Origin of the sequence: Paenibacillus marchantiae, assembly GCF_028771845.1 — a bacterium.
In the GTDB taxonomy this organism is placed as follows: domain Bacteria; phylum Bacillota; class Bacilli; order Paenibacillales; family Paenibacillaceae; genus Paenibacillus; species Paenibacillus marchantiae.
Window position 1 is genome coordinate 764,004 of the sequence record NZ_CP118270.1, and the last position, 25,778, is coordinate 789,781.

Consider the following 25,778-nt stretch of genomic DNA (forward strand, 5'->3'; position numbering starts at 1 on the left):
ATCAGTACTCCAGGTGATGCTGGTCGTTCAGACGTTTGCGGAAAATATAATAACTCCAGATCTGATAACCGAGTACAAACGGAAGCAGCGTACAAGCCACAATCGTCATCACTTTTAGCGAATATGCACCGGATGAAGCATTGTAGACCGTCAGGTCAAACGCCGAACCCATTGAACTCACCATGACCCTTGGGAACAGACCGATAAATACGGAGGCAAACGCGATTGCAATCACGGCTCCAGTCATGCCGAAAGCCCAGGCTTCACGTTTCTGTCGCACGAAGTAAGCGGCCAAACCCAATGAAGCAGCGCCAAGGACAACCATAATCCAGAGAGCCCAGCCGCGTACGGCAAACACATCGGTCATGAAGTATGTCATCACAGCGTAGATCACGAGGATCGCGGCCAGCGGCAACATCAGTTTTTTGGCCATATTCAGGGCACGTTCTCTAAGATCTCCGACGGTCCGCAATGAAGCAAACAGCAAACCGTGCACCAGACACAACAACGTAACGCTCAACCCACCTACAACCGTATACGGATTGACGATGTCCAGGAAGCCGGGACGGAGCTGCATCTGCGCATCAATAGGCAGTCCTTTCATCAAGGTAGCGAAAACAACCCCGAACAGGAATGGCAGTAGCGCACTGGAGACTACGATAATGATGTCCCATGTTTTGCGCCAGCGTTCATGTCTCATCTTGCTGCGGAATTCAAAGGCAACTCCGCGGCCGATCAAAGCCAGCAGCACCACGACCAGTGGCAGATAAAACCCGCTAAACAGCGTGGCGTACCAATGCGGGAAGGCTGCAAACATTGCACCCCCTGCCGTAATCAGCCAGACCTCATTGCCATCCCAAAACGGACCGATCGAGTTGATTAGAGTACGACGTTCACGATCCGTTTTGCCAATCATTGCAGTGGACATGCCCACACCAAAATCAAAACCTTCCAGAAAGAAAAAACCAACAAACAAGACGGCAATTAGCAAAAACCACAATTCACTTAGTGACAACAGAATAACCCCCATCCACGCCGAACGGATCGGCCGATTCATCATGCTCCTCCGGCTTTTCGACTGCATATGGCCCTGCCTTGATTTCACGAACGAACAGATAGACCATCACCGCTCCCAGGATTGCATAAGTGACTGTAAACGCGATGGTGGAAAACAAAATCTGACCTGCGCTTACGTAAGGGGATACCCCGGCTTCCGTCGTCATATAACCGAATACCGTCCACGGCTGCCTTCCTACCTCAGTCATAATCCATCCCGATGTATTGGCGATAAACGGCAGAGAGATGGCAAACACCATCAAGCGCATAAACCATTTGCCTGCTCCCTCTAATTTGCGGCGCATCGCCAGGAATGTACCGTAGATTGCTAGCAAAATCATCAATCCGCCCGCAGCAATCATGATGCGGAAGCTCCAGAACGTCGTCCGTACCGGAGGAATGTAGTCTCCTGGACCATACGTCTGCTCATACTCCGCCTGCAATTCCTTCATGCCTTTGACACTGCCGGAGAACTTGCTATAGGACAGATAACTGAGCAACCCGGGGATTTTGATCTCGCCGGAATTTTCCTGTTTGTCCGGATCAACAAAGGCTACCACCGTCCATGGTGCCGGATCTTCCGTCGTCGTCCATGTTCCTTCACTGGCCGCCATTTTCATAGGCTGCGTCTCCACCAGATATTGCGCCTGGAAGTGACCCGAGAAGGCAACCCCCAGCGAGGAAACCAGACCAATTATGATGGCAATGTTGAACGATTTGCGGAAGATCTCCACATCCTGCTTCTTCATCAACTTGTAAGCACTAATCCCAGTTACCACAAAAGCACCTGTCATTAATGCGCCAAAGATCGTATGTGGGAACTCCACTAGTAGCTGACCATTCGTAATCAGTGCAAAGAAATCATTCATCTCGGCGCGGCCGTTGTTAATCTCGAAGCCAACCGGATGCTGCATGAATGAGTTGGCTGCCAGAATCCACAGCGCGGACAAGAATGTACCGATGAATACCAGCCAAATGCAGGCCAGATGCACTTTCTTGGACAAGCGATCCCATCCGAAAATCCAAAGCCCAATAAAGGTAGACTCCATAAAAAACGCCAGCAAGGCTTCAATCGCCAGTGGCGCACCGAACACATCCCCGACAAACCGGGAATACTCGGACCAGTTCATGCCGAACTGGAATTCCTGAAAGATACCTGTGACCACACCGACGGCAAAGTTAATCAGGAACAGTTTGCCCCAAAATTTGGCCATCGTTTTGTAAACTTCCTTACCCTTTACTACGTACAACGTCTCCATAATCGCTACCAGCAGTACAAGACCAATGGACAGCGGTACAAAAAAGAAATGGAAAATCGTTGTGAGCGCATATTGGATACGCGATAACATGATCGGATCCATACCGTTACCCCTTCTTTCTGTTCATATCGCAGTTTTCGTATTTGGCATTGAAGCCCCTTCTTCAGTTTCTGTCAGCCAAACACGTATTGATGAACGTATTGTGCCAGATAGACTATTTTATACATGTGACAATTATCACAAACCCTACCATGTCAGCAAAAAAAAGTGACGATGGTCACACAATAGAAAAAAATAAGCCTAATCTTAGAGCTTGCCAGCTTCGTCTATTCACGGAAGATGCTCATGTTTAGGACGGAACGCCCATATGTTAGTGTCAGGCATAAAATACGCTGGGCAAAAAAGGCATTACATATTGAATTATTGGATTCATTGATATCATTCAAAGCAGCGCCAATCCGATGTTTATCAGGTGGTACTGCTTCAATCCATGAACGGACAAAAATGCAAATCAAGTGAGGTGATTCATCAATGGAAGAGCTGTCTCCGACGCCGGACCCGGAGCCTTATCAAGGGGTAGATGTAGAAGAGTCAAGTACGGCCCTGCCTGCCTTTCGTTATGTCCTTTTCCCCCGGAAGGGAGGATGGTCTGCTTTTCCCTATCCAGACATCGCTGCTCTGATGGTTGCGGAAGGGCTTGTCTACTATGTCAGTAGCCTGGAGCGCTCCGAGGAAATGCCTGCGAATATCACCGTCATCACGCTTCCCGAAGCAGAACAATTGCTGCAGGAGCCCCGTACGGTTGCTGTGGTTGCGCATCCCTACTGGCTGACCGCCACAGCCTCGCTCCATCCGGAGCTCTGTATTGTACTTCTTCCCGAGCCAGTTGGTGAAGAAGCGGAGTCTCCCTTATGGGAGAGCTGCATTTCAAGACTGGTCGGTATCGCCGATCTGGTGGGCACGACTTCAGAAACACGCTATATGAAGCTGGTATTCCAGGGCGTACGCGCCATCTGGCTGAATGGAGAGGATACCTCTCCTGCTGGTGTCATGCAAAAGGATGACCTCGAGGTCCCTCTCCGGGACTATGAACTGCTATTCCTGCATGCGCTGCGACAGACGCTCTCGGGTGTTCAGGATACGGTCACCCAGCTGCAATGCAGTGTGCGGGCCGACTTCTATCGTCAGCTTCGTTCCAAAGCAGGAGCGCATGAGACGATTTCCTTTTTGCTGGCAGCCTATGAATATGTGCTAGAGGATTCCAGAGCGGCCACTTCACTCAAGGAAGCCTTCTCTCACGCGGTATTAAACGGGCGCAATGATTGTGTAAGCTCCCACTATCGATTCCTCTCCGCCATTCATGCAAGGGCCGGGGAAATCGAGAATGCGTTGCAGGTGTATGGAATCAGCGCAGGTAACGAGCAGGAACGGCACCATTATGAACAACTCTGTCGCTGGCTTGAGGCCGGGGAGGAACAGCTTGTCCGGGCAGAACTGCTGCGTCTGAATGATGACTATGGAAATGCATTGCACATTTTGGATGAACTCGGAGGCGAAACGGCGCGGCATTGGAAATTTCGTATCTATCAGGAGACTGGACGTGTGGAAGATGCATTAGATTTGGTGCATGCAGTAGATATTCAGGATAGCCCCAGCCGACAGGATTATCGGCAGCTATCGGGTCTAGCTCTGGCTCTGCGCGGAGAACGTCACGGGGCGGTGAGACAATTTCTGGAGACGGTACTGGAGGATGAAGATGCTCTTGCGCGAATCGTCGAGATGGAGCTGTTGGATCAAGCCGTCCAGCAATTGCTGGGGGAGGTGCCATGATGCTGGACCCGAAGAAGCGCAGACAACATGTGAATGGACCGATGGTGCACAAGGATATACGATCCGAAACAACTCATACTCCAACGGAAACGCCGCAATTACCGCCCGCTGAGCCACTGGGAACTGGCGATAACCATCTGGAAAATGCGCTGAGTCCGTTGGATATCCGAATTGAAACCCTTCAAGGATGTGGCAAAGAGTACCCAGATGATCAGGATGCAGTAAAACGCCAGGACACAGGCCTATTCAGAGAGCCGTTTTCCGTTCGTCGGGTTCGTAAAAGTCAGGGCAATAAACTGACCGCCATGCTTCAGGTACGTAACGAGCGTGGGCGATATCTGGAGGAAGTGCTGGACGATCTGAGTGAATTCGTAGATGAGATCGTCATTGTGGACGATGCCAGCACAGATGGAACACCCGATATATGCAGAGCCTATCCCAAGGTCGTTCGTCTGGAAGTGCTGGAAAAGCCATTATTTGCGGAGGAATGGCGATTACGCAACGCTCTATGGCAAGCAGCGGCAGGTACCTCCCCGGATTGGCTGCTCTCGGTTGATGCCGATGAGCTATACAGCACGGAAGCGAAGAAAGCAATACGCGCTCTGATTAACCAGGATCACGCGGACTGGATCGCTTTCCGCTTCTACGATATGTGGGGCGGACGAACCCACTATCGGGAAGATGACCTTTGGGGGCTTCACCGACGTCATACCGCTTCCCTGGTCCGTTATATGCCAGGTTATCCTTACTTTTATCCGCAGCAAAATCATCATGTGCCTCGTCTTCCCTTGCCCTGCACTGTATTGCCTGGAATCAGCACAGAATTGAAAGTCCAGCATCTTGGCTGGGCAGGAAGTCTGGAGGATCGGGTTCGGAAATATTTGCGTTATAAACGAATTGATCCACACGGCGAGTGGGGCAGCCTGGAACACTATGAATCCATTCTTGATCCGGAGCCCCGACTGATTCCGTGGAAGGAGGAGCAGTGAAATGGGCGTGGTCAGCATATTGACACACAGCTTCACCGATGGATATAACCGGGAATTCAGCCGGGTGTTCGGGGGCGGTCTGGAGCGTTACGTCCTGGATTTATGCAGTGTAATCCGCGGATTGGGACACATCCCCGAGGTTCATCAACTGTCCTATTTTGAAGCTTTTCAGACCCGTACGGAACAGATTGATGTGTACGGATATGCCTACGATATGAATGATGTGCCCGAAGCTTTTGCCCGAATGGCTGCCGCAGCACGAGGACCTGTGATCTATGCAAGCTGCCTGTGGCAGCCCATTGCCTACAAGCCGGGCAGTCTCGGCATCTGCCACGGTATTAACTGGGATCGTCCCGCGCTGCCGCTCGAAACCAAGCAGCAAGTCGCGGAGCATATTCAGCTGGCACTGGATGGACTTGTACGCATCGTGTCGGTCGATTCGCATTTTCAGACCTTTTGCCGTGCTGCTTGTACGTTTGCCGATCCCGGTCAGGTCGTGCTCATTCCCAATGCAGTGGATACCTCCTACTTCACGCCTGCTCCGCCAAGGCGTACATTCGAGCATGAACAGGAAGAAGAATGGTTGGCAGCATGGAAGAAGGATCTTGCAAGTCATGAAGATCATAGTGAAGCTGCCATCTCGGGGTTGAATGCTCCGTCATCCGTGGGGGAAAGAAACGATGGAAACGGCATGGTGCGGGCGGACAGATCCGAGGTGACAGTAATCGCTGAAGAACTGGACTCGCCAAATATCAGACAGGGCATGGCTGGTCACCAGCCAAATGTGCTAACGGGTAATCATTTGAAGGAGCAGGAGGATGAAACAACGACTGCAATCCATGTGAGCCCTTCCCGTCCACTACGCATTTTATATCCACGCCGCATCAGCATGGAACGGGGCATTATTCCGATGATGCTGGCAGCTGACCGACTGCTCGGTGCCTTTCCTGATCTAGAGGTCGAATTTGCCGGAGAGCTGGTTGAAGGCAGCACGGTGGGCCGATCCTTCCGGTATTGGCATCGCACGCACCCTCATGCGGATCGAATTATACAGCGCACGTATGATTTTCGGGATATTCGCGAGGCCTACCATCAGGCAGATATCGCCGTGATTCCGACCGTCTTCTCGGAAGGAACATCCTACGCTTGTCTGGAGGCGATGAGCTGTGGGCTTCCGGTTGTTGCTTCCAATGTTGGCGGTCTGAATGATCTGATTCAGGATGGCTTCAACGGACTGCTGGTACCTCCAGGTGAAGAAGCGCTGACCGCAGCGCTGGTACGCCTCGTTCAGGATCGGGCTGAGCGGGAGCGGCTGGGTATCTATGCCCGAGAGACGGCGCTGTCCTACGACATATCCCACTGGCGGCGCAGGTGGAGTACGGTATTGGAATCTTTTTTGGCAGAAGCAGGATTAAAGGAGGGAATTCGGGGATGATGGATACGCCAAATGCAACGGATTTCACGGAATCAAGATACATTCGGGAGGGTGACCCCAAAACGGATACATTGGTTTTTCCACTGCATCCTGCGTGGTGGAGCCGTCCGTACGAGTACGAATGGGCACGCTTGTTTGCGCGGCAGGAAGACGTCGTACTCGACGCTGCCTGTGGTATATCCCATCCGTTCAAATTCTGGCTGGCAGAGCACTGCCGGGAAGTTCATGCCTGTGATTGGGATGAGCGTATTTTGTCCAGAGAAGCGATCCGGCTGGATATCGCTTCTGATTTTGGTGAACAGGCCGCACGTGACCTGCCGGAATCGAGCCTGGACCGACTAAATCTTGCGCAGGCCAATCTGGCTCAGCTTCCGTATGAATCGGAGATGTTTGACAGCGTATTCTGCATCTCTGTGTTGGAGCATCTGGATACAGGCACGATGCTGCGCGCCTTTCGCGAATTCGCCAGGGTGCTGAAGCCGGACGGACGGTTGATAGCCACGTTTGATGTGCCCGAGATGCGTCCGGACCTGCTGGAGACGATTATGGCTGTTACCGGACTGACGATCGAAGGCAAGCTGAGCGTGAAAGAACCAGAGGATGCCATCTGGTCTGACATGTACGGCCCGGCAATCCGTTGTTTTCGTGCTGTTATTCGTAAAGAGTAATTGGGATGGATAAACGGGATCACGGATCAGGGGCATAGATTAAGATTAACTCTACATCCTTAAAACCCTTGGATTGCCTAAGCGTTAGAGATGAACCAGCAGCATGCTGCACTGGTTAGCGTATGCTTCGGTGGATGCTGCGCCGGGTGATGTCAGGCGCAGCAGGGTGTGCAGGCCCGGCGGGATCATTGCCGGGCTGCCGGAAGCGGCAGGTTGCCGTGCAGTGACTTGGGCCCATTCGGCCCAATCACGCGCAGTGCGCTGCCGCCCGGCGAGCAAAGCGAGCGTGCCCGCCAGTACCATGGCGGGCACTTCGTGCGTGAAGGGCTGCTGCGCGCCATGCGGCGTGCCGAACAGCACAAGCAGCCCTTCACGCACGCTTGCGGGCGCGCGCAACAGCCCACAGCGGGCCGCAGGCGGAAGCGCCACGAGCAGCGCCGGCGCCTGGCCGGGCGCCAGGGCCTGCAGAAGGCGCAGCCATGCGGCCCAGGCGCCTACGCGTGCGAGCGCCAGCGCCGCGGCGTGCACGGCCTGCGGCGCTGGCGCGGCGCAGCTGGCCGGGGCGCCCCGCAGCAGCGCATCGGCTGCGCGGGCTGCATCGGGCGTGGCTGCCTGCTCGCGGGCCTTACGCCGCGCTGGCGGCGACGCGGCTGCGCCTCGCGCTGAGCCCGCAGCAGCACTGGCGAAGGGCTCGCCGGGCTGCTTGTGGCCGAGCGCCCACAGCACCAGCGCCGCCTCCGGCCCGTGCTGCGCGTGCGTCGCCCAGGGCTGCAAAGCCGCACGGGCAGCGGCGTCCTCGCCGAGCTGGGCCAGCACCAGCCCGGCGGCGAGGGGCTGCGCCCGCAGCGCGGCGGACAGCGATGCCGCGTGGCGCAGCAGCCATTCGGGCCGATGCGCATACAGCGCGGCCGGGATCAGCGCCTGCCAGGCCGCAGGCGGCAGACTGATCCGCTGGGCTGCGCTTGCGATGGCGTTCGGCCGCCCGCTAGCTGCGGCCAGCAGCAACAGCCGCTGCCATGCTGGCAAGCTGCCGGGCTGTACGGCGAGCGCAGATGTATAAGCCTTAGCTGCCTCCTGCCAGCAGCCCAGCCGTTCATGGGCCATGCCTTCCAGAGTCAGGCTGCGATACGTTCCGGCACCGGAAACGGACGTATATCGACTGGCTGTGGAAGCTGCTGCTTTGGCCTGCTTGAGCCAGTCGAGCGCCGCAGCATCCCGTCCTTGATCGAGCTCCAACACAGCACCAAGCTCCAGCAAGTCAGGGAAGTCAGCATATAGCGGCCTCCATTCCTCAACGATAGCGAGTGCTCTCTCTGGGCGGCTACGTTCCCGCCAGGCATAAGCCGTTTTGAGTACCAGATCCGAATGATAGCCACATTCCGGCGTAAGCTTTGCCAGCAAAGGTTGTAACAACTTGAGCGCTTCATCGTATCTCGCTTGCTGAAACCACTCGGCAGCCATGGCATATAACAGTTCCGGTTGATCCGGCGACTTATGGAGAGCGGAGCGAATCAGCCGCATATTGCGCTCGGGTTTATTTTTGCCAACAATAACGTGCTCCAGGTAGCCATAATGAATAATCTCAAGCTCGGAATCGACCACACCCCACGGAGCGAAGGAGAGAATCGAAGATGCCACCTCTTCATGAATCATGCCTTGAAAAGCAATCCGGGGATCATTCCGAAATAAACGACACACCACATCCGTCACACGCTCTTCTCCAGACATTCCGAGCAAACTCGTGACCTGTATCCAGTATCCCCATACGTCGTCCTGACTTGAGGTCTGCAGCCGCTTCATCTCGGCCAGATTGTGCTCGGTCTGCATCCAGACTTCATCCGCATCCAGTACCAGAATCCAAGGATGAGTGGCAGCAGCAAGAGACAGGTTGCGGGCAGCACTAAAATCTCCGGTCCATGCCGCACGGATGACAACCGCACCATAACGACGAGCAATATCGATCGTCTCGTCCGTTGATCCCGTATCCACAATAATGATCTCATCTACAACATCCTGAATAGCATCCAAGCATCGCTGAAGCGACCTGGCCTCATCCTTCACGATCATGCACAGGCTGATTCCTGTCTGCATGTTCATCCTCCCTCCTTCCTATTCGGGGTTCTGCTCTCTTTCATTCGATCTTCAAAACTCAAAACCATCCGGCCCCGGTAAATCCAACCTAATCTGTTGAACCACAGGCCAACAGCGATCTCGCTGTCCTTCTGTCCCTTGAGCATATGCCTCCAAATGATGATCGGCAGCACTGACAAGCCCTTTCACCAGCCAGCTCGTTCCGACACGTGAATCGGAGGCTCCGAAAAAGGGTTCTCCCGCTTCCTGCCGGGCTCCTTCCACCAATGGATACACTCCTTCTGCCAACTGCCCCTGACCAAGCTGGACCAGCGTATGCAGCACATCCCATTTCCCGGATTGCACACATCCTTCCATCATCAGTCCAAGTGCCTGCCAGCCATTATATGCTGTTCCAGCAGCCACGTTTGAGTCGTCATTTTGGGCAACGGCTTGTGAATTACTGATTCGTTCTGCCTGTTGATATCGCTCCGACTCCGTATCCGGTTGCGAATGACGGTACAGCCAAGAAGTCAGTTGATCTTTCCCCTCGATCGGTCTACCTTCAATCCAGTCTAGTCGCTCTATCCAATGGGTAGCTGATACAGAAAGCTCTCCTTTTTTTCGCCGTACCGTGTCCAGCTTAAGGCGTGCCTTGTTCCATTTCCCCTGTTGAATCTGAAGCAAAGCCTCAGCCATGGATAACCTCCCCCTCATCTCCGCTGAAAGGTCTGAAGATATGTCTGGCAACAACTGCACAGCTGTATCATAGCAACGACACTGCTCCAGAATGCCCAATACTTTCTGAATTGCCTCTTCTGAAGTCATTGCAAATCGCTCCCTAATCAGCTCCACCAAGTGTTGCTCTTGACCCGAAACCCGCATGATCCGAAAAATCCGGTACAACGGCGGCAGCAGGCTCGATTTGGCACGAACTGCTTCCACATAAGCATCCACTGCGCCTTCAAGGTCCGCCCGCCCCTCCAGCAGCCTAGCCAAGGTATACCAGGTCTGATAGGTTCCAATTCCTTCTTCCGTATGAAATATGGGTGGCGGCGGCCCCATACGAACTGCTTCACGCAGCGATAGTTCTGCCTTTTCGGTCTCCCCCAACGCCTCCTCACATACTCCGCGATGATGCAGCAGGTCCGTGTATTCCGGGAAGAGTTCAAGAGCATCATGGATATGATCCAATGCTTCCTGCCAGCGACTCAAATGCTGGAAACAGCGAATCTCATATTTGAACAACAGATGCGCATAACTTGTCAGGGTTGGATCAATTCCCGCTTTTGCTACGCCAAACGTCTTCAGCGCCTGTTCCGTTTCTCCCATCCGCAGATACTCGACACCCAGGTTATAGTGATGGAACGGCTGCTCCGGCTCTTCCTCCACCGCCTGTTGAAGCAAATGCAAATTCCGGTTCACCTTATCCTTGCGCTCCACAATGGCCGTCTGATACCCGTAATGGTGAATGATCATGTCTGTCACGTGAAAAGCAGCCTGTGGATTCTTCCGACAGATTGCCACCGCAATCTGCTCATGAATCCGACCCTCGAACCGATGCTCCGGCTCGTTCCTGAAGAGGCGCAATACCGGATTTACCGTCACCCCCTGCTGACCTGAACCCGTATAGTTATGGATATTTAAAAACAATCCGTCACATCCGCTGGCTGCCGTCCAGCTTCTGATCTGCTCCCGTGCATTCTCATCCAGCGCCTCGTCCGCATCGAGAAAAAGAATCCATTCGCCCGAAGCCCGCTCCAGCCCAGCATTTCGTGCCGCGGCAAAATCGTCGCTCCACACAAACGGCACAACCACTGCCCCATATTCCCTGGCAATGGCAGCACTTCGGTCCGACGAACCGGTATCCACAACAATGATCTCGTCCACCGCCCCACGAACACTTTCAAGACAATGAGGCAACAGTTCTTCTTCATCCTTCACGATCATGCATAATGAAATGTGCTTGGTCGGCAAACTGGTTCCTCCTCTCCTTCGCATGGAACACCGTACGCCACGGAATGCCTTCGACGGTGCGCAGCTGCTGATCCAGCACAGTCTGTTGTGCCATAAGTACTTTGTCAGCGGGAGAGCGAGTTCGTTCCTGTCTGATAACCCCCAGCGCCAGCCGCATATAACAGACAGCAGCTCCAGCCCTCGCCTGCCGCTGTTCTGAGTCCTTCTCCAATGCCTGCTGGAAAAGAATCAATGCCTGATCATAATGCCCTTTGGCATACACGGCTTCCCCAAGGTAAAAGAGGCTTTCCGCATCCAAATCGCCTTGTGACATACATTGAATGAGCAGATCTGCGGCCGCCATGGTGTATCCCTGGCGGTAAAGAACAGCGGCCAGCCATTGGCTATGAACATCATTTTCGTCGTGTTCAGGGCTAATTGCAGCCATCTTCTCGTAAAGCTTCCTGACAAACGCCAGTTGCCCCATCTGCACTGCCCGAGTCAATATGTTCTTACTCAGCTCCGTTTCAGCCTGAAGCGTCTGATGAACTGTTTTCCCATCTCTGCCATCCTCTACATGCACCCGTTTTCCCGTATCCAGCAGGTCATTCAGCAGCCTCCAGCCTTCCCTTTCCTGTGGTTCTGCTGCTGCCACCAATGATTCCGGTACAGATAATTCATTTGTCCAAAAGGTCACTGCCAAGTCCGATCGTTGCTCAGGATGGAGGTTCCTAGCCTCACTCAGTTCCTCACTCCACTGATTCTGCACGTACCGCAACGCATCTGATACCCTGTTGTCACATAACATCCAATACAGGTACTCTTCATTTTTTATACGCGTATTTCGGGCATCTCCATGTAGCAAGTTCAATGCCTGCCCATACGCTCCACTGGAAGCAAGTGCATAAACCACATGCGCCAGATCATCCTCGTATGTTATTACGCTCGGATCTGAATCCCCTTCCTTTGAGCGCTCTTTCTTTGAATACTCTTTCCAGCGTGCGAGTAATGTCTCTGTTATGCTTTCATCCGTCTCTCCGGATTGCTGCAATACATCGGCTAACCCTGTCCATGCAGGAGCATACGTGATCTCGCTCCCCAGAGCCAGGCTGTACAGATGAGCAGACTCCTGCAGAAAGCCTCTTTTCTGTGCAAGCCTTCCCATGGCTGTATAGGCCTTGTAGCTATCGCAACCTACATCCGTTACGTAATGTCTTTCCAATCGGTCTGACTCTCTGTGAACATCATCAGAGGAATTGCCCTCACGTAATTCATCGCTTCCCCGTTTATCTGTTTGCTCGATTGCCTGCTGATGTACGCCTCGAATCTCTGCCTTGTTATTGTCCTTGAGATCAGCTCCATTGAAGCCCTCCCGGCAATCTGTTGCTCTTGCATAAGACTTGTAGGCCCTCTCCTCCAGACCCTGTTGCTCCAAAATCTCTCCATATATCAGATGCAGGTCGGCATACCCTGCATAACGCTGTCTTTCTACCGCCAATAACCCATGAGCCTCGTCATAACGCCCCATTGCCAGAAGAACCTTGGCATAGTCCCGAACCAGGGTGGAGCGATACGGAGCTTGCAGGGGTGTATGAAGAAAGGATTCAGTAAAGGCTTCTGCTGCCTGTTCGATATTCCCTAGCTGGCAGTATGTTACCCCCACATTATAGAGGTGAAAAGGTTGCCCCGGACGATCAGCTAATTCCAGCTGCAAAAGCTTTAGATTACGCAAGGGTTTATGTCCTAGAGCAATCGTGGACGGCAAATAACCATCATGAACCAAACACAGTGGAGCCAAGGGTTCATACTCGGCAATCCCGTCTTCCTCACGGGTAAAGGAGTCGTTTATTTCCAGAGCGCCTTCTTCATGTTTTCCATCATCCTTTGCTCCTCCACGAACCAATTGCTCATGGATACGCCCCGCATACCGATATCCTTGATGAGCGCGAAAAAGACGCACAGGTTGGAAGATGACACTCTCTCCCGTTCCCTCGCCAATTCGGTTCTCTATCGTAATCCGCAGTCTCGAAACGCTCTTATGGACCTTCGGTAGATAATCCAAAAGCTCTTCCAATCCCTGTATGACATACTCATCCGCGTCCAGACACAGAATCCATTCCGTGCTCGCGAGAGGCAAACTTATATTTCTGGCATGTGCAAAATCATCTTCCCAACGGGCGTGAAGCACCGTTGCTCCATAATGTCTGGCGATCTCCGGTGTACGATCTGTTGACCCGGTATCTGTAATGAAGCATTCGCTGCCCATCGGCTTGAAGCTGTCGAGACAGCGGGCCAGATGATGTTCTTCATTTTGCACAATCATATGAATTCCGAGTAACCTGTTCTGCATATGCAGCCACCTCCAATGCAAAAAAAGTACATGAAGCCCACCAAAGGGACTCCATGTACCTATATGACAACAAACCGGGTTATGTGCCTTGTCCATTGAAGAACACATCAATCGTGCTGGATGCTCCCAGCAGACTGGAGCGGTAGGAAAGACGTGTATATTTGAGAAAACGCTGCGGCACCAGAACATCGACCGAGCCTGGCAAAATCCCGGTCACCGTGTCCACATCATCGTACCAGTTGGTACCGTTAGCACTGATTTCCACGCGGGCATCGACCCGGTTAAGCCCCGGCCCCCTGTTATATACAAAGAAAGAATAAGTGCCGAATACACTCGTCGTGACCGCCGGAAGCGGTGTAAACGTGTTTGCCGTTGGCGTGCTGAGAAGCTGTGATTCCTGAAAGCTTTTTTGCGAGATGGACGTCACGCTGCTGAGTGTACCCGCTGTAATCGTGGCTCCCAATACGCTGGTAATGGTACCATTCAACAAATTGGTCAACGTTCCGGCTGTAATGGTGGCACCAAGTACACTGGTAATCGTACCGTTCAGCAAATTCGTTAACGTTCCCGCTGTCACGGTAGCTCCCAGTACACTAGTGATGGTACCATTTAACAAGTTCGTCAGTGTTCCGGCTGTAATCGTTGCTCCAAGTACACTTGTGATTGTACCGTTCAACAGATTGGTCAGCGTCCCTGCGGTAATCGTCGCTCCAAGCACGCTGGTGATTGTACCTGCCGTGATTGTTGCTCCCAGTACACTGGTGATCGTTCCGGCGGTAATCGTCGCTCCAAGTACACTTGTGATTGTACCATTCAGCAAGTTCGTCAGCGTCCCCGCCGTCACCGTGGCTCCAAGCACACTGGTGATCGTTCCGGCTGTGATCGTCGCTCCGAGTACACTCGTGATTGTACCGTTCAGCAAGTTCGTCAGCGTTCCCGCCGTCACCGTGGCTCCAAGCACGCTATTGATTGTACCCGCCGTAATCGTTGCTCCCAGTACACTGGTAATTGTTCCGGCTGTGATCGTCGCCCCGAGTACACTCGTGATTGTACCGTTCAGCAAGTTCGTCAGTGTTCCCGCGGTCACTGTGGCTCCAAGCACGCTGGTGATCGTTCCGGCTGTGATCGTCGCTCCCAGTACACTCGTAATTGTACCGTTCAGCAAGTTCGTCAGTGTTCCCGCGGTCACTGTGGCTCCAAGCACGCTGGTGATCGTTCCGGCTGTGATCGTCGCTCCCAGTACACTCGTAATTGTACCGTTCAGCAAGTTCGTCAGCGTTCCTGCGGTGATTGTAGCTCCAAGCACGCTGGTGATGGTACCATTGAGCAGGTTTGTTAATGTCCCCGCCGTCACGGTTGCCCCGAGCACACTTGTGATGGTTCCGGCAGTAATGGTGGCTCCCAAAACACTGGTGATTGTACCATTAAGCAGGTTTGTTAATGTTCCGGCTGTGATGGTTGCGCCAAGCACGCTGTTAATTGTACCCGCCGTGATCGTTGCTCCGAGGACGCTGGTAATCGTTCCGTTAAGAATATTTGTGATAGTTCCGGCATTAATCGTAACGGTAGTCAGACCTGAGATATTACTGATCGTACCATCCAAAATAATTCCGAGTACGTTCCCGCTTGTATCGGTGTGAACCGGCTGGGCTGCGCCTGTACTATCATGACCAAAAATCAGAGTTCTCAGATTATCCGGATTCGTGTTAAACGTTGTAAAGTTAGGCATATGCCTCGTCCTCCTCCCTGGTCAAATCGGTTGTAGAATTCCACGTTCTTACGGCATACGCTGTGCCTGAAAATAAACATCGAGCCGGGTCGGCTGATCCGGTTCAACCGATTGGATAACCAGCCGGGTATAACGCAGGAATCGCAGCGGCACAAGCGCTTTGGTCTGCCCTCCGGCAATCACTTCCTGGCTGTCCACAGCATAGTCCCTGGCATTAGGGCTGATCTGAATCTGCACAAGAGCCGGATGTTCGCCCCGATTTACAATGCCATATGTGTACATGCTGAGCGATGAGGTGTCTTGAGCCGGAAGAGAATTCATACTACCGTTTGTCTCGGCTCCGACATACGTATGCTCTGTAAAACAGTGAGTAGCACCAGGGAGTGTCGTACGTGAGGAAGTACCCTGCTTGAACCGGGGACGAGTAATCCGGGAACAAGGAGGTTTCAGCAATTTAGCGCGGCAGGAACGACGGGATTGGCGACGGCTGACATATTTAGTTGTTTGGTTCGTTCTCTTCTTGCTACGCTTCGCTGTTCGACTCATATCGATTTCCCCTTAAAAAATGTGCTTACGCATCGTATGCCTGCATGTAAAATACGGGCACGGCATACGCCGTTATTTGAGGATTTACTGTTTGTATCCCAAACCCTTCCCCTTTTTCCCACATACACTGCAAGTACAACCTCTTCACGTCTCTATTTCAAAATTTTATAGAAGCAGCACATTCCAAAAAATTCACTTTGGTTATCTTATTCAGGCAGATTGGAGGTGGATTATATGACCAATTCCAATGTATTCAATCAATCTAACGGTCCCTTATATACTCAACTGACTAATACATTCTCTGCCCCTGGCATTGAGTCCACTCCAGAGGGCGGGGCGGCAGCCGCAGGCAGTTCTTTTGCACTGACTACCAATAATGTCAGTGTAGGTGCTGGACTAAATCTGTTGCTGCAGGTCGTTAATGCAGTGGGCAGTGGGCGTACCTTGTACGTCTCTAGGATCAGCGGAGGCACAACCGCAGCTGCTACACTCATTGTCTATTCCGGCGGAACCATTACAGGTGGTACCACACCTGTGCCAGTCAATACATTGTTGGGCAATACCAATACGAGTGTAATGACAACAAGGCAAAATACCGGCACATTAACGGGAACATTAACAAGCTTGTTAAGCATTCCTCTTACAGCGGGCATGTATATGTTAAACCTGAACGGTTCTATCATCGTCCCTCCAGGACAGACACTATCCATCAGTGCGGGAACAGGCTCCCAAACCGCCTCCATTAATCTTTCCTGGTGGGAATTCTGACATATCATTTAAAAAAGGAGTGTGCACAATGCCGAATGATCACGTGTTCAACCCGCTAAACCGTCCCGTTTATACATCCATTACGAATACGTTTACCTCTCCCGGCATTGTGGCTCCACCTGAGAATAATGCAGGTAGTACTGGCAATCTGTACAATGCAGGCTCAACCAACTCCACAACACTAGGATTGCTGGGGGGCAGTGTTATTGCTACTGTCCAACTGACCAACCCAGTCGGGAGCGGTAAAAATGTATATATATCGCGGCTATCTGGAGGAATCACGGTCGCGCTCAACTTGCTTTCTTCCTTCAGTGGTACCATGACTCTGTCTGCAAATGGAACATTGACATCACCGAGCACACTCTCACCGGTAAACAATAATTTATCAAGCAGTAACACGAGCATTGCAACGGTGCGATTCTCCGCTGCCGCTCCCACGGGTACCACAAACTTATTGGCTATGCCCTTGCAGGTAGGTCCCTTTCTATCCAATGAGTTAGGACGTTACGTGGTTCCTCCTGGTCAGTCCATTAACCTGTCGGTGAGCGGATCCCTGTCTGTTGGTGGGCTGATGGCCTCCACCTCCTATTTCTCTTGGTGGGAGGCATGATGCACTACCCTATTAGATGGAAATAGCCGCTTACGGATAAGTAACCGTAGCGGCTGTTCATCGTTCATTTTCTTTTTATCGTAACGATGGCAGTTATGGCTGTCTGACTGTCTTCTGCCCAAGTTCTCCAGTCGACTCTGCCGGAAGTGGCTGTTGCCCCTTCCATAAGATTCGTTGCAGCATCATGCCTGCGAAACCAATAGCCAGTGTCGCCATGCCAATATATTGAAATGTGGGACTCGGTCCTACACTCCGAATCAAGGCACCTCCAGCGAGTGGAGCAATGACCAGCACGACACTGGAAAGCGAGTTTTGAATACCGAATACACGGCCTACATAGGCAGGCGGAGTTTCTTTTTGCAGCAAGTAATTCAACGTCACCATGAACAGTCCATTGCCCACTCCGATGCATAAGCCCCAGATGATGATCCAGAACTCGGACGTTTGGGAACTGATCCAACCAAGCGCACCAATTCCGGCACCAATCAGCAAATATCCTCCACCCAGCCCCCAGCCATACCCAATTCGCGGAAGTCGATTCAACAGTAGAATAATCACAACCGCACCTGCCCCAGCCGATGATCCCAGCCAGCCGATCAGAGCTTCGTTGCCCGGCTTGATCTCCCGAAACAGCGTCGTAAACTGGTAATCGATCATGAGGATCGCCATTAATCCAAAGCAACCAAACAGAATCGTACTCAGAAGGATGCGGCTGCTCTGGATAAAACGCCAACCCTTCTGCCATTGAATGTATAGAGATTCCGCGGTCTCCCCCGTTTCCAAAGGACCTCCATCCGATGCAGAAGGTTCTGGATCCTCTGTAAGACGCCGTAAAGGCCATAACACGACTCCGGACAACAAACGTGTACAAGCATTGATTAAAATACAGACTTGCGGTGAAAAGACGGCCACAATGACTGCACCCAGCAGCGGTCCCGCTACTTTGGAGCATTGGTTCACAAAACCGTTCAGTGATGATGCCTGAAACAGATGCTCCTCTGCTACCACTTGACGCGTAAGTGCCTGCTGCGCAGGTACATGGAATACCCCCATCATCGCTCGTAAAGCAAGAAGCGGCAGCAGCCAAGCCGCACTTGGCGCGAACAGAATTGCAATCGTTAATAAGACGGTGATCACATCACATATCATCATGATTTTCACCTTATGCAAACGATCAGCCAGTGCACCTGCCACCGAGCCAAGTACGATCCCCGGAACAGCCATACATACCGGAATAAGGGCTATGATCAGAGGATCAGCACCCCAACGATAAGCGACCATTACCTGGATGGCGAGCGCGTCAAACCAATCTCCAAAGGTTGCGAGTGAATAAGCAATAAACATCCGCATGAAGCGGAAGTTGGTCCATAGGCTTTTGGATGAACCATTGGACGAAATGGATGATGGATTGGGTTCATTTGAAATGACGGTCATACGTATACTTCCTCCCCTGATTACAGCCTTGTTGCTGGCTTATATGTTCCTTGGCTGTAATCATAAGGGTGTTATATCAGAGGAAGATCAGATGATGGAGCAAACGGGGATAAAAATGTGCGGATTTCATCCACAATTTGTTGTCCATAAACAGGCACGCCGTAACTTTTGGAGATATCCGCATAAATTTGACGGTATTTAGTGCGAAGACGCCCCTCTATCCGGTGGTGTGCCATGAACAACAATATTTGGTAAGCCGAATTGAGATATAGCGGTGCGTTCAATGTCATTTTCAATACGTCCAGACCATCGTCCATTCTAGGCTCTGCCTCTCGGATTCTCCCTTGTCTAAGCAACCATAGGCCTTCCATAACTTGAAAGCGTCCGATTTCCCGCAAGTATGGCGCATCTTTCAACCCGGAACGCAGAGCAGACATCTGATCCTCTACCGCTTCGCCGCTGCCACCCCACAGTTCCACATACAACGCTGAGAGCTTTACCGGAAGTCTGAAATGAACCAGTTCATCTTTCTCCATCACGTGATACGTTTCAATGAGTCGAGCCTTGGCTCGTTCATACTGGCCCACCTCTGCGTAGACTTCAACAATGTTCAGAATACGAAGTTCACGAAGCTGATCGGCAGACAGTGCGGATGAATTCAGAGCCTTTTCGTACAATGGCAAACTCTCCGATGGTTCAATCAGAGTATGTGTAAAAATTAGCAGCCAATACAAACGTTCCTCGAAGGGAATTTCCGTCGTTGTAATCAACCATTCCAGATCTCCCTGAATAAAGTGGATATACAGCTGATAAAATGGATCAATCTCAATGCCCAGCGCTTCTTGCTGATCCAGCAGCGTGAGCATCGACTTCCCCTGCCCATACAGATGATATTTGCGGAACAATCCATGAATCACTTCTCGCATCTCCTGATCTTGGGCGGAAGGGTTAGAGGGCAATATCGCCATATTCGATCGGATGATAAGTCGGTAACCATAACCACGCACGGTCTCCAGTGCAATTTCTTCCCAACGTTTCAGTTTCTTGCGCAGTCGATACACATGGTCGTCCACGGTGCGTTCAACCGGATATTCCAAGGGCCATACCCGATCCAGCAGTTGGCTGCGAGTAAAGGCTTTTTCCTTGTTCTCATACAAAAAATACAGCAGTGCAAATTCCTTCGCCAGCAGGCGGATGGAATCGGTACGCTGGATTACCGTGTATGTTCCTTCATCGAATTGTAACAACATGCTTGGCCCTCCTATGTATGCTTACTACTTGTGATCCTTATTCTGTTCAACATACCACAAAAACCCTTTGCGAGAACGCAAAAGGTTTTTGTAATGAGATGTACTGGCTCTCTTCGGTAATCGCAAGGTGCTCCCTGGATTTAACCCAGCACCACGCGATCGTCGGCCATTTTTTTACCGCTGATACGTTCAAACTCGCCCAATAACTCAGGTACGGTCAGCGTGCGCTTACGCTCTTCACTAACGTCCAAAATAATTCGGCCTTTGTCCATCATAATTAGACGATTGCCCAAACGTATGGCCTGCTCCATATTGTGTGTGACCATCAACGTTGTAAGTCTCATCTCACGTACAAGCGTCTCTGTCAGCTCTGTGATCAGCTCCGCACGAGAAGGATCAAGCGCAGCCGTATGCTCGTCCAGCAGCAAAATTTGTGGCTGGGTGAATGTTGCCATGAGCAGGCTGAGCGCCTGGCGTTCACCGCCAGACAGAAGGCCCACTTTGGCATTGGGGCGTTTGTCGAGTCCAATGCCGAGTTTCTCCAACTGGGCGTTGAAAATCTCCCGTCTTGCACGGGTCACTCCAAAGCCCAGTCCACGGCCCTTGCCACGTTTGTACGCCATCGCCATATTCTCCTCAATGGACATATGCGGTGCTGTACCCGCCATCGGGTCCTGAAACACACGGCCAATCCAACTGCTGCGTTTATGCTCAGGCAGGCTTTTGATGGAACGATCATTGATCAGCACATCGCCCATATCTGGCTTCATGACGCCTGAGATAATGTTCATCAACGTTGATTTTCCCGCGCCATTACTGCCAATCACGGTCACGAAGTCTCCCGGATTCATGGTCAGATTTACACCAACCAGTGCGGTCTTCTCGTCGGTCGTTCCCGGATTAAACAGTTTGGTCACTTGTGTAATCTCAAGCATAATCACATGCCTCCCTTCGCCTGTTGGCTCGACGAGCCCATAAGCTCTTCGGTTCGTTTGCGAGCCAGGCTTTTCTGCTTCATGGAGCGCTGCATGGTTGGGAAAACAAGTGCGATAATAACGATCACCGCGGTGATCAGCTTCAGATCGGATGTGTCGAACCATTCTACCTGGAGTGCGATCGCGACCACAATCCGGTAAATAATTGAACCGACAACGGCCGCAAGTGTGGCCCAGAATACGGTTCTTGCACCCAGAATGGCTTCCCCGATAATAACGGAGGCCAGTCCGATAACGATCATCCCAATTCCCATCGTAATATCTGCAAAACCGGATTGCTGTGCAATAAATGCTCCAGACAGCGCAACAAGTCCGTTGGACAGACTGACACCAACAATGGTGGTCACATCCGTATTCGCGCCGAAGCTGCGAATCATGCGTTTGTTGTCACCTGTGGCGCGCAGTGCCAGTCCGATATCTGTTTTCATAAACAGATCCAGCATAATTTTGAATACCAGCACAACTACGATAATGATAACCATGACATGCTCACCCGAGAAGGGGTTATCCATGCCCATAATGGATTTGTTCGGTGCGCCGAGAATACGCATATTAATTGAATACAGAGCAATCATCATCAGAATACCGGATAACAGCCCGTTAATTTTGCCTTTGGTGTGCAGCAGACCTGTACAGGCGCCAGCTACCATTCCTCCAGCCATTGCTGCCAAGCAAGCGAGCCAAGGAGAGAAGTCGTTGGATATCATGACCGCCGCGATTGCGCCTCCAGTTGTAAAACTTCCGTCTACGGTGAGATCGGGGAAGTCCAGTATGCGGAATGTAATATATACACCCAATGCCATCAGTGCATACAACAATCCAAGCTCGATTGCCCCTTCAATTGAACCCCAAGTCAAATTCACATTGCTTCCTCCCTGTCTATCGAAAAGAATGAGGCGAACCCGCCTGCACGTCCGCCTCGCATCCGTACTGCCGGAGGATCTCCGGTCAGATTATTGAATAATGTTGTTATCCTGGTCCTTCACTTCTGCCTTCATCTCATCGGTAACAGTGATGCCTTGAGCTTCAGCAGCATTCAGGTTCAGAATCAGATCCAGCTTGTCCGGCACGGTGACTTTCATGTCGCCCGGTTTCGTACCATTTTTCAAAATGTCCGCAGCCATTTCACCCACTTGGTATCCGTGATCGTAGTATTTGAAGCCAACGGTTGCGAAAGCCCCTTTTTCCACGGTATCCCGGTCACTGGAGAAGAACGGAATTTTATTTTTGTTCGCGGTCTGGATGATTGTATCCACTGCGCTAACTACCGAGTTATCCAGCGTGATATAGAAGGCATCCACTTTGCCAACCAGAGAATCGGTTGCCTGTTTTACTTCGGATGTGTTCGTAACTGGTGCTTTGACCAGCTTGATATTATGTGTTGCCAGCGCTTTTTCCGCATTGTTCGCCATCACCACCGCATTCGGTTCGCCCTCGTTAATAACCAGACCTACCGTCTTCACATCCGGTAAATATTTGGCGATAAAATCAGACAATTGCACGATCGCCTCCGGGTTCGTATCCGATGCACCTGTTACGTTACCACCTGGCTTGTCCATGTCACTCACCAGTTTGGCACCCAGCGGGTCCGTCACTGCCGCGAACAGCAATGGCTTGTCCTTCACTTGTTGAGCCAGGGCCAGTGCGGATGGCGTTGCTATCCCTAGAACCAGGTCATTCTTGGAATCGCCGGCAATCTTCTGGGCAATGGACAGGTTGTTCGTTGAATCGCCTTGCGCGTTATTATAGTCAATCGTCAAGTTCTTGTTCTCTTCAAGACCAGCATCCTTCAGCGCTGCAATGAATCCTTCACGTGTGGCATCCAGCGATGGATGCTCGACGATTTGCGAGATCGCGATGCGATACGATTTTTCTGCCGTACCTTCACCTGTTGTGCTGCCCGATCCCTCGGTCGTTGTGCTACCGCCGCTGTTATTTCCGCAACCAGCCGCTACGATCATTGATCCAACCATCATCAGAGACATTAACCATTTCTTTTTCATGTGTGAGAACCCCTCTCCATCTTCTAAAATGTTGATGCCCTCATCGTTATCCAAGTGACACGATAGGGCGGGACAAAACGAACGCTTCAACGCATTGTTGCTTTGACTGACAAAAGCAGACAAATATAGACTTTTCTCATGCGACTGAAGTCCATGACTCGTGTTGGTATTTTATTGTTTCCCTAATATTAAGGTGCGACCTGTTTCCCGTCAATGGTTGAACCGCTTCCAATTTGCATTCATTGCAGATACGTGAGAGAAAACATTACATAAAACAAAAAAAGGCCTCTGCAATTTTGCAATAAGGCCTCTGCTAAGAAAGGATATACAACTGGTTGAAGAGAAAATACACATCATTCTTTTTCTTTTTTCAATTCTTCTAGTTCAGATAATGTTAGCCCGGTAGCTTTGATAATGGTATCTTGATCAAGCCCCAAAGCGAGCATATTGATTGCGATTTTACGTTTACTCTCTGCTTCTCCTTCTTTGATGCCTTCTTTGATGCCTTCTTCGATTCCTTTTTGGATGCCTTCCTCCAAGCCTTTCTTGAGACCTTCTTCTCGTGCGCCCTCAATCATGGAAACTTCATCCCATAGAAATTTCTGACGGTCGATATATTGTTGACGTGCTTGCTCATCCTGGCTCAGAAACTCCAATACACTCATGGCTTTTTTCAACGCCGGTTCCGGTTCGTGCATCAATAACTCCTCCCAGCTAGACTTGGTTATCCCCTTTAAAAATAATAGCCATCGCACTAATCCATCATTCATCATAATGTTGTTGTCTTTTAACTTCGAAATTTCGCCTAAAATGAATCTCTATATCATCTGTCAGGGATATATCTGTATGATCTTCTCTTAAATGAAATACGTTGTGATAATGATCATTAGCGAGCATATTGAAATTAACAATGTTAATCGCTACGCATTTTTTTGAGCTGGATGTAAATTTAATAATAACACGCATCTAATACTTAATATAACGTTTTTACGTCATTTTCCAAACAAAAAAGAGACTGTTCCGAGTGATCGAAACAATCTCTATACATGCTAATTCCCAGCCGCTTCGCGAATCTGGTACGTGCATTTTTTGCCGCCATCCGCATAACATTCGGTGCGCTCCACATCAGCCTGCAGCAATGAACGGAACAGTTCCAGTTCACAGCGGCAAGCCTGTTTATAGACACTCGCTACCTGCACAATAGGGCAGTTCAGCTCGGTAAGCACATAGGTGCCATCCTCTTCCTTGGAGGCATCGGCCATATATCCGTTTGCATTCTGAATGCGCGCGAGTTCCTCGACACGTCCGGCCAGATCCTGACCTTGCATCTGTGGCTGTCCGCTGCGAAGCAGCTTGTCCCGGCGGCTCTCGAACAATGCATCCACGACACCGCTGCCCGCTGAATCCGACAGTTCCTCCAGCAGTTCCAGGGTCAGTGATGAATATGATTTTGGGAAAAAGCTATCCCCGCGTACCGTCAGATGGTATACGGCGGAGGGACGTCCAGCTGTAGCTCTGGCTTCCCGAACTTCAATCCATCCCTCCTGCTCCAGTGCCGTGAGGTGACGGCGAATCGCCATGCCGGTCAGACCAAGCTCAGCTGTCATTTCCCTTGCGGTCATTGTGCCTTGCTGCTTCAGCATGAACAAAATCCGTTCACGCGTCGTTCGTTCCTCTTCGCGCTTCACGATCAGCACCTGCTCTCCCTGCTTATGCGGTTACCGGTGCTGCCTCCCGGCAGGCATCCGAGCAAAAGCGGTTATGCGTCTCTTCGCAATCCTCACAGCTTACATGCTGCAGGTTGCAGGTTGGACAGTTAATATAACGGTCATGCGTCGTTCCACAGTGATAACAGCTGGCAATCACGATATCTTCATCCGTCCGGTTAATCGGCACGGAAATACGCTCGTCAAAAACATAACATTTCCCATCAAACAAACGACCTTGTACCTCATCATCCTTACCATAGGTCACGATTCCGCCATCAAGTTGAGCCACGTCCTGGAAACCCTCCTTAATCATGAACCCGGTCAGCTTTTCACAACGGATACCGCCAGTACAGTAAGTAATGATCTTTTTGTCCTTCATGTCGCCCAGGTTATCCCGAATCCATTCCGGAAACTCGCGGAACGACTCTACGTCCGGACGAATTGCACCTCGAAAATGACCAATCTCGTACTCGTAGTCATTGCGGCCATCAATTACAATGACATCCTCCTGTTGAAGATGCTCGTAAAATTCTTTCGGGGACAACCGTTTACCGCTAATTTCGTTCGGGTCCAAGTCTTCGTCCACACGGAACGTAACCAGCTCAGCTTTGTGACGAACAAATATTTTTTTGAACGCATGCTCTTCGACATCATCAATCTTGAATACCATATCGCTGAACAGCGGGTTGGCATGCATATCCTTCATGTACTGCTCGGTTTGCTCTGGTGTACCGGATACGGTACCGTTAATGCCTTCCGAGGCAATCAGAATACGTCCTTTTACACCCAGGTCCTTACAGTATTGCAGATGCTCTTGGGTAAACGTTTCAGGGTCTTCAATCTTCACGAACTTATAATATAAAAGCACGCGGTACGCGCTGTTACACATGTGTATCACCTGTTCCTATTCCATGTTGTTATTGGCCGGATCATCCGACAAGACTACAACGTTGCAACCTTGCTTATGAAAAAGAAAAGAAACAGCCGTCCGAAACAATGTCTCGAACTGCTGCTTTGAACATTCGACTTTTATTCCTGCATTCTAGTTTATCGGAAGCGGAATAGCTTAGTCAATATAAATGTATAGAAAGGAATGTAAGTTATGGAATACATTTTTCGCT

General features: G+C 51.2%; 22 protein-coding genes. 6 read left to right on the forward strand and 16 right to left on the reverse strand.

Annotated features, from left to right (window positions below; all coding sequences use genetic code 11):
- Position 1 precedes the first annotated feature (1 nt).
- Both cydB and PTQ21_RS03500 read right to left on the reverse strand, forming a co-directional pair.
- A complete protein-coding gene (gene cydB, locus PTQ21_RS03495) occupies positions 2 to 1,018 on the reverse strand; it encodes a cytochrome d ubiquinol oxidase subunit II (RefSeq protein WP_072733951.1) in 1,017 nt (338 codons plus the stop codon).
- A complete protein-coding gene (locus PTQ21_RS03500; protein WP_274568825.1) occupies positions 1,002 to 2,417 on the reverse strand; it encodes a cytochrome ubiquinol oxidase subunit I in 1,416 nt (471 codons plus the stop codon). The genes cydB and PTQ21_RS03500 overlap by 17 nt, the downstream gene beginning before the upstream one ends.
- Positions 2,418 to 2,846: 429 nt before the next feature.
- Between PTQ21_RS03500 and PTQ21_RS03505 the strand changes: the two genes are divergently transcribed.
- From PTQ21_RS03505 to PTQ21_RS03520, 4 genes are read left to right on the forward strand one after another with little or no spacing between them, the layout of a single operon-like run.
- Positions 2,847 to 4,145, forward strand: coding sequence for a hypothetical protein (locus PTQ21_RS03505; protein WP_274568826.1), 1,299 nt, complete (start codon positions 2,847 to 2,849; stop codon positions 4,143 to 4,145).
- Entirely contained in the window at positions 4,142 to 5,134 is a 993-nt protein-coding gene (locus tag PTQ21_RS03510; protein WP_274568827.1) for a glycosyltransferase, read from the forward strand. The genes PTQ21_RS03505 and PTQ21_RS03510 overlap by 4 nt, the downstream gene beginning before the upstream one ends.
- Before the next feature lies 1 nt (position 5,135).
- The gene (locus PTQ21_RS03515; protein WP_274568828.1) at positions 5,136 to 6,569 is read left to right on the forward strand and encodes a glycosyltransferase family 4 protein; all 1,434 of its coding nucleotides are present in this window, start codon (positions 5,136 to 5,138) and stop codon (positions 6,567 to 6,569) included.
- On the forward strand, positions 6,566 to 7,237 hold the full coding sequence (locus PTQ21_RS03520; RefSeq protein ID WP_072733749.1) for a class I SAM-dependent methyltransferase: 672 nt from the start codon (positions 6,566 to 6,568) through the stop codon (positions 7,235 to 7,237). Before PTQ21_RS03515 ends, PTQ21_RS03520 begins: the two co-directional genes overlap by 4 nt.
- An 84-nt stretch (positions 7,238 to 7,321) precedes the next feature.
- Here the strand turns inward: PTQ21_RS03520 and PTQ21_RS03525 are convergent, their stop codons facing one another.
- From PTQ21_RS03525 to PTQ21_RS03545, 5 genes are all read right to left on the reverse strand, one after another.
- The gene (locus tag PTQ21_RS03525) at positions 7,322 to 9,334 is read right to left on the reverse strand and encodes a glycosyltransferase (RefSeq protein ID WP_274568829.1); all 2,013 of its coding nucleotides are present in this window, start codon (positions 9,332 to 9,334) and stop codon (positions 7,322 to 7,324) included.
- Positions 9,335 to 9,379: 45 nt separating this feature from the next.
- Positions 9,380 to 11,284 (reverse strand): tetratricopeptide repeat-containing glycosyltransferase family 2 protein, encoded by a 1,905-nt coding sequence (locus PTQ21_RS03530; protein WP_274568830.1) that lies wholly within the window; start codon positions 11,282 to 11,284, stop codon positions 9,380 to 9,382.
- Positions 11,241 to 13,613 (reverse strand): glycosyltransferase, encoded by a 2,373-nt coding sequence (locus tag PTQ21_RS03535; RefSeq protein WP_274568831.1) that lies wholly within the window; start codon positions 13,611 to 13,613, stop codon positions 11,241 to 11,243. The genes PTQ21_RS03530 and PTQ21_RS03535 overlap by 44 nt, the downstream gene beginning before the upstream one ends.
- A 79-nt stretch (positions 13,614 to 13,692) precedes the next feature.
- A complete protein-coding gene (locus tag PTQ21_RS03540; RefSeq protein ID WP_274568832.1) occupies positions 13,693 to 15,342 on the reverse strand; it encodes a DUF6385 domain-containing protein in 1,650 nt (549 codons plus the stop codon).
- 48 nt (positions 15,343 to 15,390) lie between these two features.
- A complete protein-coding gene (locus PTQ21_RS03545) occupies positions 15,391 to 15,888 on the reverse strand; it encodes a DUF6385 domain-containing protein (protein ID WP_072733753.1) in 498 nt (165 codons plus the stop codon).
- Between the two features lie 234 nt (positions 15,889 to 16,122).
- Between PTQ21_RS03545 and PTQ21_RS03550 the strand changes: the two genes are divergently transcribed.
- Positions 16,123 to 16,656 carry a hypothetical protein gene (locus PTQ21_RS03550; protein ID WP_072733754.1) on the forward strand — a complete coding sequence of 178 codons (534 nt, stop codon included), beginning with the start codon at positions 16,123 to 16,125 and terminating at the stop codon, positions 16,654 to 16,656.
- Positions 16,657 to 16,684: 28 nt separating this feature from the next.
- Positions 16,685 to 17,266 carry a hypothetical protein gene (locus PTQ21_RS03555; protein ID WP_274568834.1) on the forward strand — a complete coding sequence of 194 codons (582 nt, stop codon included), beginning with the start codon at positions 16,685 to 16,687 and terminating at the stop codon, positions 17,264 to 17,266.
- A 93-nt stretch (positions 17,267 to 17,359) separates the two neighbouring features.
- Here the strand turns inward: PTQ21_RS03555 and PTQ21_RS03560 are convergent, their stop codons facing one another.
- From PTQ21_RS03560 to trhO, 9 genes are all read right to left on the reverse strand, one after another.
- The gene (locus tag PTQ21_RS03560) at positions 17,360 to 18,700 is read right to left on the reverse strand and encodes an MFS transporter (protein WP_274568835.1); all 1,341 of its coding nucleotides are present in this window, start codon (positions 18,698 to 18,700) and stop codon (positions 17,360 to 17,362) included.
- A gap of 71 nt (positions 18,701 to 18,771) precedes the next feature.
- Entirely contained in the window at positions 18,772 to 19,950 is a 1,179-nt protein-coding gene (locus PTQ21_RS03565; RefSeq protein ID WP_274568836.1) for a winged helix-turn-helix domain-containing protein, read from the reverse strand.
- A 140-nt stretch (positions 19,951 to 20,090) separates the two neighbouring features.
- Positions 20,091 to 20,885: an ABC transporter ATP-binding protein gene (locus tag PTQ21_RS03570; RefSeq protein ID WP_063567603.1), complete on the reverse strand. Its 795-nt coding sequence runs from the start codon at positions 20,883 to 20,885 to the stop codon at positions 20,091 to 20,093.
- A 2-nt stretch (positions 20,886 to 20,887) separates the two neighbouring features.
- Positions 20,888 to 21,748 carry an ABC transporter permease gene (locus tag PTQ21_RS03575; RefSeq protein WP_063567616.1) on the reverse strand — a complete coding sequence of 287 codons (861 nt, stop codon included), beginning with the start codon at positions 21,746 to 21,748 and terminating at the stop codon, positions 20,888 to 20,890.
- 150 nt (positions 21,749 to 21,898) lie between these two features.
- The gene (locus PTQ21_RS03580; RefSeq protein ID WP_274568839.1) at positions 21,899 to 22,948 is read right to left on the reverse strand and encodes an ABC transporter substrate-binding protein; all 1,050 of its coding nucleotides are present in this window, start codon (positions 22,946 to 22,948) and stop codon (positions 21,899 to 21,901) included.
- 353 nt (positions 22,949 to 23,301) lie between these two features.
- A complete protein-coding gene (locus PTQ21_RS03585; protein ID WP_256336445.1) occupies positions 23,302 to 23,721 on the reverse strand; it encodes a PD-(D/E)XK nuclease family transposase in 420 nt (139 codons plus the stop codon).
- The gene (locus PTQ21_RS03590) at positions 23,711 to 23,914 is read right to left on the reverse strand and encodes a PD-(D/E)XK nuclease family transposase (protein WP_072733761.1); all 204 of its coding nucleotides are present in this window, start codon (positions 23,912 to 23,914) and stop codon (positions 23,711 to 23,713) included. Before PTQ21_RS03590 ends, PTQ21_RS03585 begins: the two co-directional genes overlap by 11 nt.
- A gap of 83 nt (positions 23,915 to 23,997) precedes the next feature.
- Complete coding sequence (locus tag PTQ21_RS03595) at positions 23,998 to 24,645, reverse strand: helix-turn-helix transcriptional regulator (protein WP_090809140.1); 648 nt, start codon at positions 24,643 to 24,645, stop codon at positions 23,998 to 24,000.
- A 13-nt stretch (positions 24,646 to 24,658) separates the two neighbouring features.
- Positions 24,659 to 25,546, reverse strand: a complete 888-nt coding sequence (trhO, locus tag PTQ21_RS03600) for an oxygen-dependent tRNA uridine(34) hydroxylase TrhO (RefSeq protein WP_064641719.1) — start codon at positions 25,544 to 25,546, stop codon at positions 24,659 to 24,661.
- Positions 25,547 to 25,778 lie beyond the last annotated feature (232 nt).

Bases quoted from the DNA above. Each gene is read 5' to 3' on its own strand.
- PTQ21_RS03550 (WP_072733754.1), top strand. From the start codon at position 16,123: ATGACCAATTCCAATGTATTCAATCAATCTAACGGTCCCTTATATACT.
- PTQ21_RS03585 (WP_256336445.1), bottom strand. From the start codon at position 23,721: ATGATGAATGATGGATTAGTGCGATGGCTATTATTTTTAAAGGGGATA.
- PTQ21_RS03560 (WP_274568835.1), bottom strand. From the start codon at position 18,700: ATGACCGTCATTTCAAATGAACCCAATCCATCATCCATTTCGTCCAAT.
- PTQ21_RS03540 (WP_274568832.1), bottom strand. From the start codon at position 15,342: ATGCCTAACTTTACAACGTTTAACACGAATCCGGATAATCTGAGAACT.
- PTQ21_RS03510 (WP_274568827.1), top strand. From the start codon at position 4,142: ATGATGCTGGACCCGAAGAAGCGCAGACAACATGTGAATGGACCGATG.
- PTQ21_RS03525 (WP_274568829.1), bottom strand. From the start codon at position 9,334: ATGAACATGCAGACAGGAATCAGCCTGTGCATGATCGTGAAGGATGAG.
- PTQ21_RS03515 (WP_274568828.1), top strand. From the start codon at position 5,136: ATGGGCGTGGTCAGCATATTGACACACAGCTTCACCGATGGATATAAC.
- PTQ21_RS03545 (WP_072733753.1), bottom strand. From the start codon at position 15,888: ATGAGTCGAACAGCGAAGCGTAGCAAGAAGAGAACGAACCAAACAACT.
- PTQ21_RS03520 (WP_072733749.1), top strand. From the start codon at position 6,566: ATGATGGATACGCCAAATGCAACGGATTTCACGGAATCAAGATACATT.
- PTQ21_RS03590 (WP_072733761.1), bottom strand. From the start codon at position 23,914: ATGCGTGTTATTATTAAATTTACATCCAGCTCAAAAAAATGCGTAGCG.
- trhO (WP_064641719.1), bottom strand. From the start codon at position 25,546: ATGTGTAACAGCGCGTACCGCGTGCTTTTATATTATAAGTTCGTGAAG.
- PTQ21_RS03505 (WP_274568826.1), top strand. From the start codon at position 2,847: ATGGAAGAGCTGTCTCCGACGCCGGACCCGGAGCCTTATCAAGGGGTA.
- PTQ21_RS03535 (WP_274568831.1), bottom strand. From the start codon at position 13,613: ATGCAGAACAGGTTACTCGGAATTCATATGATTGTGCAAAATGAAGAA.
- PTQ21_RS03580 (WP_274568839.1), bottom strand. From the start codon at position 22,948: ATGAAAAAGAAATGGTTAATGTCTCTGATGATGGTTGGATCAATGATC.
- PTQ21_RS03570 (WP_063567603.1), bottom strand. From the start codon at position 20,885: ATGCTTGAGATTACACAAGTGACCAAACTGTTTAATCCGGGAACGACC.
- PTQ21_RS03575 (WP_063567616.1), bottom strand. From the start codon at position 21,748: ATGGCATTGGGTGTATATATTACATTCCGCATACTGGACTTCCCCGAT.
- PTQ21_RS03500 (WP_274568825.1), bottom strand. From the start codon at position 2,417: ATGGATCCGATCATGTTATCGCGTATCCAATATGCGCTCACAACGATT.
- PTQ21_RS03565 (WP_274568836.1), bottom strand. From the start codon at position 19,950: ATGTTGTTACAATTCGATGAAGGAACATACACGGTAATCCAGCGTACC.
- PTQ21_RS03555 (WP_274568834.1), top strand. From the start codon at position 16,685: ATGCCGAATGATCACGTGTTCAACCCGCTAAACCGTCCCGTTTATACA.